6 protein-coding genes are annotated in these 17,678 nt (G+C 44.4%); all 6 read right to left on the reverse strand.

Annotation, left to right across the window (positions count from 1 at the left end; translation table 11 throughout):
• Nucleotides 1–690: 690 nt before the first annotated feature.
• The 6 genes from BM386_RS09305 to BM386_RS09325 all read right to left on the reverse strand — a co-directional run bounded on the left by BM386_RS09305 (nt 691) and on the right by BM386_RS09325 (nt 17,619).
• Complete coding sequence (locus BM386_RS09305; protein WP_091692991.1) at nt 691–1,653, reverse strand: PorP/SprF family type IX secretion system membrane protein; 963 nt, start codon at nt 1,651–1,653, stop codon at nt 691–693.
• Between the two features lie 153 nt (nt 1,654–1,806).
• Entirely contained in the window at nt 1,807–13,005 is an 11,199-nt protein-coding gene (locus BM386_RS09310; RefSeq protein WP_091692993.1) for an FG-GAP-like repeat-containing protein, read from the reverse strand.
• 12 nt (nt 13,006–13,017) lie between these two features.
• The gene (locus tag BM386_RS09315) at nt 13,018–13,305 is read right to left on the reverse strand and encodes a hypothetical protein (protein ID WP_091692994.1); all 288 of its coding nucleotides are present in this window, start codon (nt 13,303–13,305) and stop codon (nt 13,018–13,020) included.
• Between the two features lie 100 nt (nt 13,306–13,405).
• Nucleotides 13,406–15,106 (reverse strand): tetratricopeptide repeat protein, encoded by a 1,701-nt coding sequence (locus BM386_RS09320; protein ID WP_139235880.1) that lies wholly within the window; start codon nt 15,104–15,106, stop codon nt 13,406–13,408.
• A gap of 423 nt (nt 15,107–15,529) precedes the next feature.
• Nucleotides 15,530–15,694, reverse strand: coding sequence for a hypothetical protein (locus tag BM386_RS23620; RefSeq protein ID WP_170857067.1), 165 nt, complete (start codon nt 15,692–15,694; stop codon nt 15,530–15,532).
• 359 nt (nt 15,695–16,053) lie between these two features.
• Complete coding sequence (locus tag BM386_RS09325) at nt 16,054–17,619, reverse strand: glycoside hydrolase (protein ID WP_091692998.1); 1,566 nt, start codon at nt 17,617–17,619, stop codon at nt 16,054–16,056.
• Nucleotides 17,620–17,678 lie beyond the last annotated feature (59 nt).

Consider the following 17,678-nt stretch of genomic DNA (forward strand, 5'->3'; position numbering starts at 1 on the left):
TAAAATCTCGCCAGATCCAGCCGGTAAGACATCAAATAAAACCAATCCCCCAATCTTAATTAGGCAACGAAATTCAACTAGACAAGAAGGTTGGAAAGCTATTTAACTGAAATCTGTTGGTTTATAGAACTTCTAAAGAGGGGCTGATTTTAACTATTTTTGAATTTATTTCTTAAATATACAGGTAAATATATTAACTTGCTGTAAATTAATGAGTTACAACACTTAAAAATAATTTTGCCTTATTCGGTGACCTAAAGAAAAATACAACGGATAAAATATTGTATATCAGTATATTACAGGCTTAGGTTCGAATCCTGCCACTCCGACAAAACCTGTTTCAAGGGAAATCAAAAGCCTTCAAATCTACTGATTTACAGGCTTTTCTGTTTTTTAGCCTTTAGTTCATATCAACAAATATCAAAAAAAATGTGAATTATTCGGTGACCTAATTTAATGCTTAAATTTCACGCACAGAAAGTGACTTATCATTCTGTAAATCAAAATTTTTTATTAAAGTAATTAAACCTTATTTGATGCATTTTATTGCTATTTGTTGTGTCTTATTGCACCAGACAGGATATCTTACTTCTGGCTAGCAGTTGCCTAATCCCACAAGTAATTAGGCTTTTGGCTTAAAAACAAGAGATCTGTTATTATAATAAAAGTTTCAAACCATTTGCAATAAGCCTACCACATCACCACTTCCTGAGACTCAGTCCTCACATTATCCCTGAACAGATTGAACACCGCTGTAAACTCATGGGTGTTGCCCGGGAGGTTATAGCTAGTAGCATTGGGAAACTCATACAGGTAGCCTATCCTCAAGCGCTTGGTTAGGATGCCTATCTGGGCATTGGTAGCATAATCAATCCTATGTCCTACTCCTAACCATAGCCTATCCATCAACAGTGCCTTAAAGTTGAATTCAATATTGTCGTCCTGATTCTTCTGGGTAATGTACATCCCGTTCAGAATCACTGCGATATTTTCACTCACTGCACTTCGGTAGCCAGCCTGAAAAATGGAGCTTGCCGGGTAGGCATCCATGAATTCATCACCCGAAGTGATTTTACCGCCATTCACCCGGTGGATCCCATAGGAGAAATAATAGTTGGCATGGGTCAGTGCTATTCCCAGGTTGAAGTCCACCACATTCATATTTGAAAACTGCCCGATGTATTGCCCCAACGTAGGATCGTTCTGCTCCTCGGTAGTCAGTGCATTGCCGTCTAAGCGGATATACTGGTAATTCAGCCCAGCTCCCAGCCTTAGGTTGTGGGTCTCTGATAGTCTGATCCTACTCGCATACCCTAGCGTAAGTTCTGTTTCCCGAAAAGCCCCATAGGTATCGTGTAGTAAATTAACAGAAACCGCATTCTTGCCCATCAAAGCAGGATCTGACTCTCCCGCCAGTTCCCCAAAGTCCAGCTCAGTACTTAAGAAATAGGTTTTAGGGGCTCCTTCCACTCCAGACCACTGGTTGCGGACAAAACCACGCACCGTGGAGCCTTCATAGCCGGTCAGGGCGGGATTGTAATAGCTCTGGAAAAAGTCAAAATTGGATATATACTTTCTTGACTGGGCATTGCTCTCCACCGCGAATGCAACGATAAAAATAAATGCGCCTAGGTATTTAATGTGCTTCTTCATATCAATATTGGAAAATTAAAAATTTATAAATTGGAAAATTTGGAGACTGAAATAGCCTGTAGATTCCGTCTCCTTTAATCTTTTCCTATTCTTAATCTAGTGTCTTAAGTCTTATATCTAATGTCTTGTTTCTTCTTGAGTCTAAAGTCTAAATTAATGTCTCAACAGATTCAGCATTCCTCTACGTATTTCACCTGTTTCAGCTACTTCAATCACATACAGATAAGCTCCAACCGGCATCTCATTGCCGTTGAATATGCCATCCCACTTCTTATCAGGATTCTCAGTGTAGAATACCCGTTCTCCGCCTACTGACATGATGGAGATCTTCACTCCTATGTAATATCTCAGTGCTATTACTCCCCATGTGTCGTTTGTCCCATCTCCGTTTGGAGTGAAGGTGTTCGGAACATCCAGTTGATCCAGTGGCGTGCGTGTTCTGGTGATCTGGAAGGATTTTTCAAAAACATTTCCGCCCCGATCTTCTACCCGTAGTAAGACGGTAAACTCTGTTCTTCCCGGAGCCTGCTCGTCACTGCTCCAGAACAGGATTCCATCCAGTACTTCGAAGTATTTATTGTCCTGAACTCCTTCCGGTAAACTTAGCGTATGGACGTTATCGGTAGGGTCAATCACCGTGAAGGCTCCTATCTGCTGGAAGTATTGATCAGGAATTCCTATGAAACTGTTTGCGCTCAAGGCCACATCCTGTGGTACTGGCTTAGCCAATACGGTGATTTCAAGTGTTGGCTGAAGTTCATTAGGATTGAATATTCCTGCAGGAAGTTCTACCATTCCGGTATAGACGTTTGCCCCTGAAACCATAGGATCATATTCCATCAGGTTCCAGGTCACTGGCAGATTGATAAATTCTCCAGATGCGGTGATGACTATTGCTTCTGTTGGAACTTTCAGATCTCCAGATTCAATGCCCCAAAGAGCTTCCAGGCTTTGTGTCACAAATTCAGTAACTGATCTGGCTTGTACATAATCAGGAACACCGTCTTCATCAGCATCAAGGAAATCTTCACCGTTGTCTGGATCAGTACCCTGCTGCTCTTCAACATAGTCTGGTACATCATCTCCATCCGTATCCACATAATCACCTGCATCTGTTGGGTCTGTCCCCTGAATATCTTCTACATAATCTGGCACAGCATCTCCGTCCTCATCCCGGTAATCCAGAGGGTCAGTTGGATTCGTGCCTTCCTGATCTTCAGTATAACTAGGTACACCATCTCCATCTTCATCTCGGAAGTCTCCCGGATCATTTGGGTCTGTATCATCTCTTTCTTCCACATAGTCTGGTACACCATCGCCATCGGAATCTCTAAATTCAGTTAGATCATTTGGATCTGTACCCTCCTCCTTTTCCACGAAATCAGGAACACCATCTCCATCGCTATCCTTAAAGTCAGTTGGATCTTTTAGATCAGTTCCATCCTTTTCTTCCACATCATCAGGTACGCCGTCTTCATCACTGTCATTGGTGATAATCTCAAAAGAACCTCCGGTAAAGCTGATAGCATAATTCTCTCCTGCGTCCAGATTACCCTGACTAATCGCATAGAATCCAACCGCCTCTCCTGCTTCTCGTACTAAAGCTCCAGTAAAGACGGACTCATTATCTCCTGCTCCATAACCAGTGGCAGTAAAGATCAATTCGGGATCATCCTCCCCAAAGAGTTTAGACTGTCCTTCATCAGCTTTCACGATCAGTTCGGCAGGACTTACTGTCAGATCAGCAGTCAATACCAGGGTGGTAAAGTTGCTGCCCGTGATCGTCGCCGTCACTTCCTGCGTTCCGACGTTAGTTCTGCTGTTATTGGCATAGCTCACAGAAGTTCCTTCAGGTATCGTTCCTCCGATTGCCAGAGACTTCGGCGTACCGTCAAAGACAAAAACCGCATCGGCAATAGTGATTCCTTCCAGCTCGGCTGGCGTGATTGTCAGATCTGCTGTCAAGACCAAGGTCGTGAAATTGGATCCTGTAATCGTCGCCGTCACTTCCTGCGTTCCGACGTTAGTTCGGCTGTTATTGGCATAGCTCACAGAAGTTCCTTCAGGTATCGTTCCTCCGATTGCCAATGACTTCGCCGTGCCGTCAAAGACAAAAACCGCATCGCCAAAAGTGATTCCTTCCAGCTCGGCTGGGGTAATCGTCAGATCAGCTGTCAGTACCAAGGTGGTAAAGTTGGAACCTGAAATGGTTGCTGTCACTTCCTGGGTTCCGACGTTCGTTCTGAAGTTGTTTGTATAGTTCACAGAAGTTCCCGAAGGAAGCTTTCCGCCAATCGCCAAAGACTTGGCTGTGCCGTCAAAGACAAAGGTTTCATCCTCAAAAGTGATTCCTTCCAGCTCGGCTGGCGTGATTGTCAGATCAGCTGTCAAGACCAAGGTGGTGAAATTGGAACCTGATATAGTCGCCGTCACTTCCTGCGTTCCGACGTTAGTTCTGCTGTTATTGGCATAGCTCACGGAAGTTCCCGCTGGTAGCGTTCCTCCGATTACCAGTGACTTAGCTGTGCCGTCAAAGACAAAATCCGCATCAGCAAAGGTGATTCCCGTAATCGTTGCTGGGGTAATCGTCAGATCAGCTGTCAGTACCAAGGTGGTAAAGTTGGAACCTGAAATGGTTGCTGTCACTTCCTGGGTTCCGACGTTAGTTCTGCTGTTATTGGCATAGCTCACGGAAGTTCCCGCAGGTAGCGTTCCTCCGATTGCCAAAGACTTTTTAGTTCCGTCAAAGACAAAAACCGCATCAGCAAAGGATATTCCCGTGATCGTTGCTGGCGTGATTGTCAGATCAGCTGTCAAGACCAAGGTGGTGAAATTGGAACCTGATATAGTCGCCGTCACTTCCTGCGTTCCGACGTTAGTTCTGCTGTTATTGGCATAGCTCACAGAAGTTCCTTCAGGTATCGTTCCTCCGATTGCCAATGACTTCGCCGTGCCGTCAAAGACAAAAACCGCATCGGCAAAAGTGATTCCTTCCAGCTCGGCTGGGGTAATCGTCAGATCAGCTGTCAAGACCAAGGTGGTAAAGTTGGAACCTGTAATCGTTGCCGTGACTTCCTGGGTTCCGACATTAGTTCTGCTGTTATTGGCATAGCTCACGGAAGTTCCCGCAGGAAGCGTTCCTCCGATTGCCAGCGACTTAGCCGTGCCGTCAAAGACAAAACCCGCATCGGCAAAAGTGATTCCTTCCAGCTCGGCTGGGGTAATCGTCAGATCTGCTGTCAGTACCAAGGTGGTGAAATTGGAACCTGTTATCGTCGCCGTCACTTCCTGAGTTCCGACGTTAGTTCTGCTGTTATTGGTATAGGCAACTAAAGTGCCATCTGGCAAGGTTCCCTGGATTGCTAGTGACCTGGCAATGCCGTCAAAGACAAAACTCGCATCGGCAAAAGTGATTCCTTCCAGCTCGGCTGGCGTGATTGTCAGATCTGCTGTCAATACCAAGGTGGTAAAGTTCGAACCTGAAATCGTAGCCGTAACCTCCTGAGTACCGACGTTAGTTCTGCTGTTATTGGCATAGCTCACAGAAGTTCCTTCAGGTAGCGTTCCTCCGATTGCCAATGACTTAGCTGTGCCGTCAAAGACAAAACCCGCATCGGCAAAAGTGATTCCTTCCAGCTCGGCTGGCGTGATTGTCAGATCTGCTGTCAATACCAAGGTGGTGAAATTGGAACCTGTAATCGTCGCCGTCACTTCCTGGGTTCCGACGTTAGTTCTGCTGTTATTGGCATAGCTCACGGAAGTTCCCGCAGGTAGCGTACTTCCGATTGCCAATGACTTCGCCGTGCCGTCAAAGACAAAAACCGCATCGGCAAAAGTGATTCCTTCCAGCTCGGCTGGTGTAATCGTCAGATCTGCTGTTAAGACCAAGGTGGTAAAGTTGGAACCTGTAATCGTCGCCGTCACTTCCTGTGTTCCTACATCGGTTCGGCCGTTGTTGATATAGGCAACTGAAGTGCCTGATGGAAGCGTTCCGGTAATTGCAAGTGACTTTTCAGTTCCGTCGAAGACAAAACTTTGCGCCTCGAAACTGATGTTAGAAATGTTGGCTGGATTGATCGTCAAATTGGCTTTAAGGACTAACTCGGTGTAATTGTCGCCCGTGATTGTTGCCGTCACTTCTTGCGTTCCGACATCGGTTCGACCATTATTCGTGTAAACTACCGACGTTCCTGACGGAAGTATACCTTGGATGGATAGCGACTTTTCGGTTCCATCAAAGACAAAGCTTTGCGCCTCGAAGGTTAATCCATTGATGGTAGCTGGACCAATTTCAAAGTCAGCGCCAGTGAACTCAATGGTGTAGTTCGGGCCTGCATCCAAGGTTCCTAACCTAATTGGGAAAAATCCGACATCCTCACCAACCTCTCTTTTCAGTTCACCTGATAGAATCGACTTATCATCTGTACCCTCAAATCCAGAGACTGTGAAGCGTAGTATTGGGTCAGATTCTCCGAAGACTTTACTCTGACTTTCCTCCACTTTTACCTCCAATACTTTTCGAAGCGTAGTAAAGGATTGATTTCCCCCATAGGAAATGTATCCGTTTTGGTTTATGCTGTAGGACCTGACAAAATAAGTGGTATTGATAACCAAGTTTGAAATGGTATTGCTAAATGAATCACCATCAAGATCCATGGTCACCTTGGTATCCGATACCGTTGGATCTGAAGTCAAGCCATATACCACTCCGACTTCCTGTGCACAATCCAAACCAGAGCTAAGACTTCCCCCAAGCACCGCAGTGGTAGCAGTAATTTGATTTGCGGGATCGGTTTCAAGAGTTGGCTGTGCAGGAGCAGAAATCGTGATCTCCTTGGTCTTCTGGCAACCATTGGCATCGGTGACGGTCACCGAATAAGTTCCTTCTTTCAGACCAGTCGCTGTAGCAGAAGTCTGCTCATTTGACCACAGGTAGGAATATGGCTCCGTGCCCTCTGAAACTTGCACCGTGACTGTTCCATCTGCTCCATCAAAACAGGAGACGTCATTGAGGTCTGTGAATTCAAAATCTAATGCATCGACCCGAATCAAATCAGCTTTTGTCAATGTCCTGGAACAGCCATCCAAATCCCGGACAGTAAGCGAAACTGTGAAAATCCCAGCATTGGCATAGGTATGGGTAGGGTTTTGTTGATTGGAAGTCTGCCCATCTCCAAAATCCCAGGCAAAGGAAATAAATGGAGCTGATGCACTGGTCTGATCCGTGAATGAAACAGTAAGCGGCCCACATCCTTCAGTTTCATCTGAAGTAAACTCGACTTCAGGGCCAAGTACCTGGATGTAATTCGAAATGGTTCTTGTATCAGTACATCTAGATCCACGATTAACACTGAGTGTCACTGTAAATCTTCCGGAAGATTGATAGGTATGTGAAGGATTCTGTTCGGTGGAAGTGGTGCCGTCTCCAAAATCCCAAGTCCACGTGGTAGCTCCTTGGGACAGATCTTCAAAGTCCACTGTCAATGGCCCGCAGCCAAACGTGGTATTTGCGGTAAAGTCAGCAGATAAGGGCTGAAATGAAATCACTTTTTCCATAATGGAAGAGCAACCTGTTTCAGAATTGGATGCGGTTAATCTTACTGTAAAGTCTCCGAACGAGGTATAGGAATGGATCGGGTGTTGAGCAGAACTAGTACGTCCATCCCCAAATTCCCAGAACCAACTATCTGCGTCTAATGATTGATCCGTTAAGAAAACCGTTAAATAATTAGCACAGTCTGTTAACTCACTCACATCAAAGTCCACTTCGGTGGTACACTCAAAAACCGTAAGGTTAGCAGTCAGAACCAGGGTAGAATAATTATTCCCACTGATCGTAGCGGTTACCGTTTGTGTTCCTACATCCGTTCTGCCGTTGTTAGTGTAGACAACATTTGTACCTTCAGGCAGCTCTCCGGTAATGGATAAACTCTTCTCGGTGCCGTCGTATTCAAAGCTGGCATCTTCAAATGTTAGGCCTGTTATTGTGCGCAAGCCCATTAAAATACTGATCGGGTAAGGACTGGAGGAAGTAGTATAATTCGGTACAGAAATGTCTTGCACGCCGTCCCCGTTGAAATCGCCTACCGATACGGAATATGGAGTTGTTCCAGTCCCGAAATCAGTTTTTGCTCCGAAACTACCTGCTCCATCACCTAAAAGAATGCTGACAGTATTTGATCCATAATTGGTCACTGCAAGGTCTTGCTTTCCATCGCCATTGAAATCGCCTATTGATACAGAATTTGGGGATAAGCCAGTCCCAAAATCTGTTTTTGTCCCAAAACCACCAGTACCATTTCCTATTAAAATGCTGACAGTATTTGATCCATAATTGGTTACAGCAAGATCTTGCTTGCCGTCTTTGTTGAAATCTCCTATCGATACGTCACCTGGTTTTGAACCAGTATTAAAATCAGTTTTCTCACCAAAACTCCCGGTACCATCACCCAATAAAATACTGACTGTAGCTGAATTACTATTTGCCGTGGCAAGATCCTGCCGGCCATCACCGTTGAAATCTCCTATGGATACTGAAAAAGGATATTCACCCGTAATAAAATATCCATTGTCCGCGAAGCCTCCTTTACCATCACCCAACCAGATGTTAATGGCTCTGGTGATTGCAACAGCAAAATCCTGCTTACCGTCTTCGTTGAAATCACCCACTGCTACTGAATAGGAATCTGGGATATTTCCAATTGAAATTACAGGACCGAAATTACCCGTACCGTCTCCCAATCTCACAAATGCACCATTTGCACGTTGAGGTATATGTATTAGATCTTGGATGCCATCTCCGTTGAAATCGCCGATTGCAAGCCTATATGGCGGATATCCTCCGATTAATTCGGTTTTTTCCGTAAATCCTCCCTCCCCGTCTCCAAGCATAATTCTAACACCACGATTACTAATAGCTAATGCGAGGTCTTGAATTCCATCACCATTGAAATCTCCAACCACTATGTCTTTTGGAAAACCCAGTCCCGCTATTAATTTTTCTGAAAATTCTCCTGCACTGCTTACTGGATCTGTGATGGTGAGGTCAAATGTTTTAGTAGCGGAAACTCCCTTACTATTGGTGGCTTGGACGGTTACAGTATAAGTTCCTGCCTGCTTGGCGTTGGTCACCGTCACAGCGCCAGTCGCCGGGTCCACTGTGAGTATTCCCAAAAAGTTGGTAGCATTGTCGCCACTGGTATAGGCGGTGATGGATGCAGTATTTGTCGGCACAGCCGAAGGATTATGGATTTTATTTTCTCCGGTCCGCACCGTAAAGGGTGCATAAGTACCTAGGGTTGGAGTATTATCTCCCAATAGAATATTTACGGCATTTTCTTCAAAAGCAACCACTGCAAGGTCTTGTACACCATCCCCATTGAAATTGCCAACAGCTATTGATATTGGATGGGAACCAGTACTGAAATCAGTTTTTGTCACAAAGGCACCTGCTCCATTTCCTGAAAGGATGCTTACTGTATTAGCGTCAGTGTTAGCCGTAGCAAGGTCTTGATTACCATCTCCATTGAAATCGCCAACTGACACAAATCCTGGCTCTACCCCTGTCTCGAAATCAGTTTTTGGCCCAAAGGCACCTGCTCCATTTCCTAAAAGAATGCTTACTGTATTAGAGTCAAGGTTAGCCGTAGCAAGGTCTTGATTACCATCTCCATTGAAATCGCCAACTGATACAAATGCAGGTCCTACCCCTGTCTCGAAATCAGTTTTTGGCCCAAAGCCTCCATTACCATCTCCTAATAGAATACTCACTTCATTACCTAAAAAAGCAGCCACAGCAAGGTCTTGGTTGCCGTCCCTATTAAAATCGCCCACTGCTACAAAAGATGGAAGAATTAAAATCCCGAAATCGGTTTTTGCTCCAAAACTACCCGCTCCATCACCTAAAAGGATGCTTACATTATCGGTGCCAGCGTTAGCCACCGCAAGGTCCTGGTTCCCATCTCCATTGAAATCACCTACGGAAACAGACAACGGATCAGTGCCAGTAGGGAAATCGGTTTTTGCTCCAAAACTTCCTGCTCCGTCACCTAAAAGGATGCTTACATTATCGGGGATATAGTTAGCTACAGCAATATCTTGCTTTCCATCTCCATTGAAATCACCTACCGTTACGGAATGTGGGAGTTCCCCAGTCTCGAAATCGGTTTTAGCACCAAATTCTCCCGAGCCGTTTCCTAATAGAATGCTAATAGAATCAGAAATCCCGTTGGCAACCGCAAGATCCTGCTTACCATCACCATTGAAATCTCCAATTGCAACAGATCTTGCTCTTACTCCTACACCGTAATCCTCTTTTGGTCCGAAACCCCCTGAACTATTGACAGGATCAGTTACTGTCAACTCGAAAGTGCTGGTAACAGAAACTTCGTCTTCACTGGTGGCTTGTACTGTTACGGTAAAAGTTCCTGCCTGTTTTGCATTGGTAACAGACAATACACCTGTTACCGGATCTACTGTGAGTATTCCTGAAAAGTTGGTGGCGTTTTCTCCACTGGTGTAGGCAGTGATTGTTGCTGTATTAGTTGGAGCTACCGACGGTGTATGAACTTTGTTTTCCCCGGTCTGTACAGTCAGTGAACCATAGCTACCCAAAGTAGGAGGAATCGTACCAAGAAGGAAACTGACCGTATTGGAATTGCCATTGGCAACTGCCAAGTCCTGCATCCCGTCACCATTGAAATCGCCTACCGAAAGGGAATTTGACGCGTTGCTGGTTCCGAAATCGGATTTTGGTCCAAAATTACCTTCTCCATCTCCCAAAAAGACACTGACATTATTGGTACTCGAATTGGCTACTGCCAAATCCTGATTTCCATCTCCATTGAAATCACCTACGGAACTAAACTTTGCAAAGGAGGCTGTTATTAAATCTGCCTGAGCTATGAAATCACCCATACCATCGCCCAATAAGACGCTTACTTTTTTGGAACTGCCCAAGGTCACTACCAAGTCCTGTTTGCCATCTCCATTGAAATCTCCTTTCGCTATAGAAGTGGGATAATACATACCCGTCAGATCATATTTTGGTGCGAAACCACCAACACCATCACCCAGCAGGATACTGACTGAACCTTCATCTTCATTGGCTACTGCAAGATCTTGCAGGCTATCTCCATTGAAATCACCCACTGTTAAGGATCCTGGATAACTCCCTACCTCAAAATCAGTCTTTGTTCCAAAACCACCTTTCCCATCTCCCAGCAGGATGCTCACTGAACCGGAAGCTCCATTGGCTACTACCAGATCTTGATTTCCATCTTGATCAAAATCTCCCACTGAAACGTATCGAGGAGAATTTCCTGTCTCGAAATCTACTTTTGAGGCAAAACTTTCCATTCCATTCCCCAATAAGATACTAACCGTATTGGAACCGGTATTGGTCACTGCCAAGTCCTGCTTGCCGTCAGAGTTGAAATCACCTACCGTTACAGAGCTCGGATATAAACCCGTCTCAAAATCGATTTTAGAAACAAAAAATCCTGTCCCCCTTCCTAACATCAAACTGACCGTATTGGAGTTGAGATTGGCAACCGCCAAATCCTGGTTCCCATCTTTGTTGAAATCACCTACCACTGTAGAAATAGGAACATCTCCAGTTCCCCAATCGCGTTTTGGTCCGAAGATTCCTGTACTACTGACAGGCTCGGTTACGGTAAGTTCGAAAGTGCTGGTAATAGAAGCTCCCTCTGTATCGGTGCCTTTAATCGTCACCGTGTAAGTTCCCGCTGGTTTTGCATTGGTCACTGATACCACACCGGTTAATGGATCCACTGTAAGCGTTCCTGTAAAATCTGTGGCGTTAGCTCCAGTCGTGTAGGCTGTGAGTAATTCGGTATTAGTCGGAGCAGCTGATGGGGTGTGGATTTTATTCTCTCCGGTCCGCAGAGTCAATGAACTATAGGTACCTAATGTTGGAGTCGGATCCACCCCTAAGAGGACACTTACATTGTTTGAAGTAAAATTAACTACAGCAAGGTCTTGCTTACCATCTCCGTTGAAATCACCCACCGCTACTGATCTTGGTTCAGTACCAGTTTCGAAATCAGTTTTTCCTTCGAAGATACCCGTTCCATTGCCCAATAAAATACTTACAGTGTTTGAGCTACCATTCGTCACTGCAAGGTCCTGATTACCGTCTCCATTAAAATCACCCACTGATACAAACCTTGGGCTGACAGCTGTTCCAAAATCCGTTTTTGCTCCAAAACTTCCCGCTCCGTCTCCCAATAAAACGCTGGTGCTTTTTGAGCCACCATTTGCCACTGCAAGATCCTGATAGCCATCACTATTAAAATCACCAACTGTTACAGCCTGTGGGTTTGAATCAGTACCAAAATCTGCTTTTGCCTGGAAGCTACCATCTCCATTGCCAAGCAAAACGCTTACTGTGTTTGAATTAGAATTGGCCGTCGCAAGGTCCTGCCAACCATCTCTATTAAAATCACCAATTGTTACTGAAAGAGGGTTTTCACCAGTGGAGAAATCTGTTTTAGAATAAGAGAGAGCGCCTATATTCAAATGGATGCTTACCGAATTTGAAAAAAAATTAGCCACAGCAAAGTCCTGCTTGCCATCTCTATTGAAATCTCCAATAACGACTGAAATCGGGATATCTCCTGTAGCAGATATAATTGGGGGATAAAAATCACCGTTTCCTCTACCTACATATACGACCCTTGAATTATTGCTGCTAGTTACCAAGACAATATCCTGTGCGCCATCACCGGTCAGATCCCCAACCGCAACAGACACAGGAGCCCCGTTAGTTGGATAATCGGTTTTTGCTCCAAATCCTCCCGCACCATTGCCTAAAAGGATGCTAATCGAATTTGAATTCACGTTTGCCACCACAAGATCTTGCTTGCCGTCTCTGTTAAAATCTCCGATGGCTACAGAATTTGGAGCCGAGCCAGTAACGTAGTCATTATTTGGCCTAAAACATCCATCACTGCTTTCAGGATCGGATACAGTGAGGGTAAATGTTGTGGTGGAGCTTCCCTCTAAACTTGTGGCTTTAACCTCCACCGTGTAAGTGCCAGCGGGTTTGGCATTGGTAACAGATACTACACCCGTGGTCGGATCCACGGTAAGCATACCGGAAAAATTCGTGGAATTAGCTCCACTTGTGTATGCAGTAATGGATGCCGCATTGGTGGGTGCTGCTGATGGCGTGAGGCTTTTGTTTTCTCCTGTCACTAGACTTAGCGAGCCATAACTACCCAAAGTAGGCAAGTCGCGAACCGCATCTGACTCTTTAGCTTGAGAAAATTGACCTGTAAAGGCAAAAAGTAGCCCAACTATGAAGAGAAAATGCCTGATAGTTTTATTCATGAATTGATTTGTTTAGACCTTTTGAATTTTGGCCCGAAGGATTCCCTTTTTTGAAATTGATAAAATACCCGACAGCGAAGAACCAGCACTAGGAATGTCTTCCGTACCTATTTCCGGACTCTCGTCTATCACCTGGATTTGGGATGTATGAGTTATTCCGGAGATCCCACTTGCTGATTCTAATTGCTGGATATTTTCATTGATCACCCTTTCCTTTCTCTCAAAAAACCAGTACACCAAAACCCCGATCAGGGCGGCCAAAAAAATGGCCCAAAGAATGGTGAGTTTGTGTTTTGACATTTGAGAAGAATGGAAACTAACAGGTTAAACTTAGACCCTGTAGCTAAAAAATAGGCTCAAACAAGCGTTACAACGGCGTTACAATATGAAAAAAATGGCCTCAGAGCTCAGAAAAGTGCTTTTCGAAAAAACTCGAAAAAGGAAAATCTTTGGGCAAATCCAGTTTTTTTCGGATACGAAACCAAGTTACCCGGAGTGACGCTGGAGAAACTCCCAAGGCATTGGCGATTTGGACGGTTGGCATTTCCAGCTTGGTGAGCAATAAAAAGCGAAGTTCAGCAGGAGAAAGATTGGGGTATTTCGATACCAAATCTTTGATCAGGTTTGGAAAAACTTTGTCAAACTGCCGCTGAAAAGTATCCCAATCGGCTTCGGTCAAAATGGTACTCAGTTTCAGTTCATCGATCAATCCTTGCTGCTCTTCCGAGGGTGGAGAATCTTCCAGGGACTGAATGATCTTGGAATTATTGTTGATCTTTTGCACATAAGTTTTCAGAAGATTTTGCGCATTTTCCAGTTCCAAGTTTGCTTTGTCCAGTGCGATGGTTTTCAGCTTTTGCTGGGCTTTGTTGCGCTCCTCTCTCACTCGATAGACCACCACAAACCCGATTAAAAGAAAACCCAGACCGCCGATGATAAAATTGCGGATCACCTTGTTCTTTTCCGCCTGATCATTGAGGGTTTGAATCTCCTTATCCTTTCGGCTGGCCATTACCTCCTGATTTGCGCGCATCAGTTGCAGTGCGCTGAATTTTTCATTGACCCGCTTTTGGTAAATCAGTGCAGAATCAAGATAAGCGGTAGCCAGTTGGGGTCGATTCATGGCTGCTTCCCATTTGCTCATGACGGGATACAGCTTCGCATACCGATCCGTCTGACCGGAGCGATTAATGTATTCTATAGCCTTATTGATATAGCTTCTGGCTTTGGTCAGGTCCACTTGTCGAATATAGATTTCAGCCAAAGGAATACAGGAACCCACTGCCAGTCCCAGATCTTCAAATTGCTCTGCGAGGAGAATATCCTTCTCCAGAAAAGGAATTGCCTCCTGAAGTTCCCCTTTCAGAAAATGGTTGTAACCCAGATTGCCAGAGGCTATTCCAACCCACTGATCTGAGGTAGTATCGGCATGAATCAGGAGCTTTTCGAAGTAATAGTCCGAACTGTCCAGCTTCCCGATCTCCCGGTAGGAAAGCCCCAGGTTGTTGAAGGTATGCCGGTAGGCATAAATGTAAAACTCATCGAGAGGCAGTTCGGCTACCCGCCTGAAATAGGAAATGGCCTTGGTATAATCTCCGAAAAAAAGAAAGTCGTTACCGATCTGTTGCAGAAAAATAGCCTTGTCCGGAAACTCCTCAATGCTCATATCCTGAATCAGCCCTTCCAGCAACAGATGCCAGCGAATGGATTTCTCAAATTCCATTTCCTCCCAATAAAAATTCGAAATGGCATTGGCTGCTCTACTAGCCATGTATTGAAATCCTTTCTCTTCACTCTTTTGCTGCACTTTGATCAACATGTCGATAGGCTCATAGCGGTTGAACACTTTGTAAAAAGCCTCCAACAAATCTGCTTCCTGAAGGAGATTGGGGTCTTTTTCTCTGGTGCCCAGCTGGCGCATCCCTGCAAGCGTATCAGCGAGACCATCGAGGGTGATTCCACCGTGGTTTGCACTGTAATAGAGATCGGATAAGATTTCTTTTTGTTCGGAATGATTCTTATGAAGCAACCGTGAATATTGAGCATGTGATAAATGACTGCAATACAAAAATGCCACGAGACAGATGACAAAGTTCTTCATAGAGCTTAATGATGTTAAGGAAAAGCTGATGATCTATAACATTCTAACCGTCTTTTTCAGAATGCCCTGAATACCCTCCTACAAACTAAGAGCTCAAGTTATAATTTTTTAACCTAATCATCCCATAATAATAGTAATGAAAAAAAATAGATCGTAAAAAACCAACTGAATCGGTATTCTTCAATTCATTCAAAATGAGCTAGTTAATTCTTGATTTCAGTGGAAAATTTCATTGTTATTTCTTTAAATGAAATTTAATAGTTCATAAAATACGAAGTTGTTTTTCCTTTAAGGAAATATTAAACTAGCTTTTAATCAAATCTAAAAAAGACTGCTTATCAAACCTATACCTAAAAAGTAACCGTTTTTAGAAACTAAAACGAAATGGACCGAAGTGCATAGCTTAAATTAATTTGAGACCAATCAGCTTACATCCGGAAGTCCATCCATCTTGATTTGCTGACTTTCGGCTGTGATTTTCCTCACGATAACATCCATTTCATCACTGGAAACTCTTAACTGGTCGATCCAAAACATTAAATCGTCCATTTCTCCCTTTTGGGCTTCTATCAAATTGACAATACTCAAGATTCTCGATAATGGAGCTCTTACCTCGTTGGACTGAGTCCAGGCGATATAGTTTTGTCCGAGTCTGAAAGTAGTCCGTTTTATTAATCGGATGGTTCAAAAAAAAAATTGAAACCAAAAAGCCTTTTGACCCCAACTTGCATTCATCTATCGATGGAGTGCTTCTCATTTCGGACTTTGCTTTCTATGTCTCGTATCTGGCCGAGCGTGAAAAAAAAAATCCAAAACCACATGATTTTGGACTTTTCATTACCCATCTATCTACTATTTTCTTAAATCTATATGTGGTTTCATTAGCTGTTAATCAGCAGAACCTAAAATGAATCCGTAGTTTTCTTACCTTCATTTGGCTATGTAGCTCAATTTCGTGCTACCACAGTAACTATTGATCGAGCAGGGATCAGAACTCCTTTGGCAGAAGTCTCGGCTCCAAAGGACTCCAGACTGCTATCTTTCGATGTGACATAATGATCATTTATGGAAGGTGCTTGTCCATCCACAGTCAAATCCACCCTCAAATCCTTGATTCCCGAATTCACCACAACATACACTATCTCTTCTTTGGTATCTGCCTGGTAAGCCGATACCAAAAACTCCGGATTCTGAAGTTTTTTCTGATTCACTTCCACTCCTATCCGTTGATATCCTGGCTTTACAAATCTGCTGTAGTTACCCAATGCCCACAGCATTTTGCTTTCGTAGTAGTTGCCATCTTCTTTCTGTTTGTCTATATAAACCAAGCCGTCCTTGTAGTCATAGGGAGAAATAGCCAGCCACCAATGCCAGGCACTAGCATTGGAAACAGTCAGGTCATTGTGGATCACCCGAGCTATATACAGCGCAGGATCTATCCCCAGATCTCTTCCATTTCCGTTGATTTCTCCTCCATTGTCTCCCAGGATGCAGTACTCGCTCATCCAGTAGCTCAAACCCTGAACAGAACTCACAGCAGCAGCAACCCTTTCCCGCTGATTAACAGCCGACTCAAAGGGAGAAGTAGTAAAATAGCTGTGCGCAGAAACCGTCGGGCTGATCTGAGTCAGATTTCCTATGTAGTTGGAAGATTCAGGTTGAAAGAAATCTGCTACCTGATTTCCTCTCCCCTCTTTATCTGCCTGCTCGTAGAGGTAATTGATTTTTCCTGCTTCGGCTACATCTATTTTCGTAGTCAAGTTTTCATCTGACAGCGCCTTGTCCAGCGCTTTTACAATGCCGGAGATTTCATTATTCCAAAAAGGAGTTCCTTCCTGACCTCCGTCGGACCAATCCCACTGGGGTTCATTCACCGGGCTGACGTAATCCACCTTCAACCCTTTTTGCTGAAGTCCCATGATCACCTGAGTTAGGTATTCACCAAAAGCCTGAAAGTTTTCTTCAGCCAAATTGGATTGCCCATTATTGGCATAAGCTTTTCCTGTCTTGGTCATAGTCACCGGAGGACTGTTTGGGAAAATCAGCAACTTCCCTACCCCAAACTCCTGAGCGGCTCTGGCAAACCACACCTGACCCGCCTGACGATCCCAATTATAGGTTCCATCAGCTTCCAGAAAAGATTCTGCCCTTCTCCACTCATCCCGGATTCCGCTCTCTTCACCTTGCTGTGCACTGCCAGCCCCCACATTAAACCGCCACATAGAAAGGCCAATTCCTTTGGGATTTCCATCGGTATCATTCTCCTTGCTGAACAACAGCTCCGCTATCCCATTTTTCTTTTGATCAGGCCAAAGCCCAACAAACTGTCCCGACCAAGCATCTGACGCACCGAAGTGTTCGATGGATTGATAGGTTTCATTCTTCAGCGCGTTGATTGTTACTATTTCCTCTTCGGGCAGATCCTGCTGCTTTTGTTCCTGACCTGAACTCTGACAGGACATCAGCAAGCCACAGACAACAAAAAAAAGGAGTTTAATCTTGGAGTATATCATTCTATTTAAGCTTCTCATTTTCTAAAGTTCTAAAAAAAGGGAAACATAAAAGCTTCCCT

Source organism: Algoriphagus locisalis, assembly GCF_900116615.1.
Taxonomy (GTDB): domain Bacteria; phylum Bacteroidota; class Bacteroidia; order Cytophagales; family Cyclobacteriaceae; genus Algoriphagus; species Algoriphagus locisalis.

Excerpts from the sequence above, each read along its gene's own strand:
- BM386_RS09305 (WP_091692991.1), bottom strand. The coding sequence starts at position 1,653 with ATGAAGAAGCACATTAAATACCTAGGCGCATTTATTTTTATCGTTGCA.
- BM386_RS09310 (WP_091692993.1), bottom strand. The coding sequence starts at position 13,005 with ATGAATAAAACTATCAGGCATTTTCTCTTCATAGTTGGGCTACTTTTT.
- BM386_RS09315 (WP_091692994.1), bottom strand. The coding sequence starts at position 13,305 with ATGTCAAAACACAAACTCACCATTCTTTGGGCCATTTTTTTGGCCGCC.
- BM386_RS09320 (WP_139235880.1), bottom strand. The coding sequence starts at position 15,106 with ATGAAGAACTTTGTCATCTGTCTCGTGGCATTTTTGTATTGCAGTCAT.
- BM386_RS09325 (WP_091692998.1), bottom strand. The coding sequence starts at position 17,619 with ATGATATACTCCAAGATTAAACTCCTTTTTTTTGTTGTCTGTGGCTTG.